Annotated in this window: 3 protein-coding genes; 2 read left to right on the top strand and 1 reads right to left on the bottom strand. The window is 72.0% G+C overall.

Going from position 1 to position 1,223, the window contains the following annotated elements:
* A partial coding sequence (locus ACFWWU_RS37325) for a hypothetical protein (RefSeq protein ID WP_384153678.1) occupies positions 1 to 244 on the bottom strand: 244 nt, incomplete at its 3' end.
* Between the two features lie 129 nt (positions 245 to 373).
* Between ACFWWU_RS37325 and ACFWWU_RS37320 the strand changes: the two genes are divergently transcribed.
* Complete coding sequence (locus ACFWWU_RS37320; protein WP_384153675.1) at positions 374 to 829, top strand: SRPBCC domain-containing protein; 456 nt, start codon at positions 374 to 376, stop codon at positions 827 to 829.
* Positions 830 to 878: 49 nt separating this feature from the next.
* The coding region (locus tag ACFWWU_RS37315; RefSeq protein WP_384153672.1) for a hypothetical protein at positions 879 to 1,223 on the top strand (345 nt) is incomplete at its 3' end.

Below are 1,223 nucleotides of genomic sequence, written 5' to 3'. Positions count from 1 at the left end.
CTCCCTGCTCGATGACGACGCCCGGCGGGAGCCGCCAGCGGGGGATCCACACATGGCGCACGAGGCCCTCGAGATCGGCGCTCACGGCGTGGCGGGCGAGTCGCACGGGCGCGTCGTCGGCGGCCGCCTGCACTGCCGCAGCCGCCGCGAGCGGGGCGATGCCCGGCTCGCCCGGGCGGCCGGCGAGCACGCCCTTCGTGGCGGCGCCGGCGCGCGAGCGCCAGTAGTTCTCACCCGTCTGCATGGGGCAAGTATGGCGAGCCCCACCGACGCGCTGCGCCGACCCGTCGACGCGTCGCGTTTGTGCAAGACGCGGGCACCGGGGCATCCGTAGCGTCGGACCCGACCACCGAAGACCACCCAGGAGGACACCATGACCGACTTCGAGATGACGCTCTTCGTCGCCGCCGACCCGACCCGCGTGTGGAACGCGATCACCGGCGAGGAGGGCAGCCGCGCGGTGATGTGGGGCTCGGCCCTGCGCGGCGAACTCGTGCCCGGCGCCCGCTACGAGTACGTCGGGCCCGGGCAGGACGGCGACGAGACCGTGCACGTCTACGGCGAGGTGCTGCAAGCGGAGCCGGGCGCCGTGCTGCAGCTCTCGGAGCACCCCGGCCCCACCTACCGGGAGAACCACGCCGAGCTCCGCAGCCGCATGACGTGGCGCCTCGAACCCGCGGGCGAGTCGCTCACGAAGCTCACGTTCACCAATGACGAGTGGAGTGAAGGCCACCCCGCCGAGGCCGAGACCTCCGACACCTGGCCGCTCGTGCTCTCGAGCTTCAAGTCGTGGGTCGAGACCGGGAGGGCGTTGCCGTTCCCCTCGTGACCGTGCGCGGAGTAGGTTGAGGCCACCACTGGTCGGCGAAGGGGACACCATGGAGAAGGCGCCAGCGTTCAGGATCGTTCGCTGGGAGCTCAAGGTGCTCTACATCGTCGTCGCGTGGATCATCGGATACGCGATCGCCGACCTGCTCAGCCGGCTCGGTGCGCCCGGCGTCGCGCTCGAGATCGTCAACACCCTCGTGAACCTCGCGGCGTTCGCGCTCGCGGTGCGGATCTTCCGCGGCCGGGACGAGCCGATCGACCCGCCGCGGGCGTGGTGGCGCATGACCGCGTGGCCGACGCTCAGCCGCCGACTCGGCATCCTCTTCGCCGTGTTCGCGGCGATGTCCGTGATCAGCGCGGTCCTGAGCGCGGTGGGGGTCGGGGGGCTTCCGAGC

Origin of the sequence: Streptomyces sp. NPDC058650, from assembly GCF_042717315.1 — a bacterium.
GTDB lineage: Bacteria > Actinomycetota > Actinomycetes > Streptomycetales > Streptomycetaceae > Streptomyces.
This window is presented reverse-complemented; position numbering and strand designations above follow the sequence as displayed.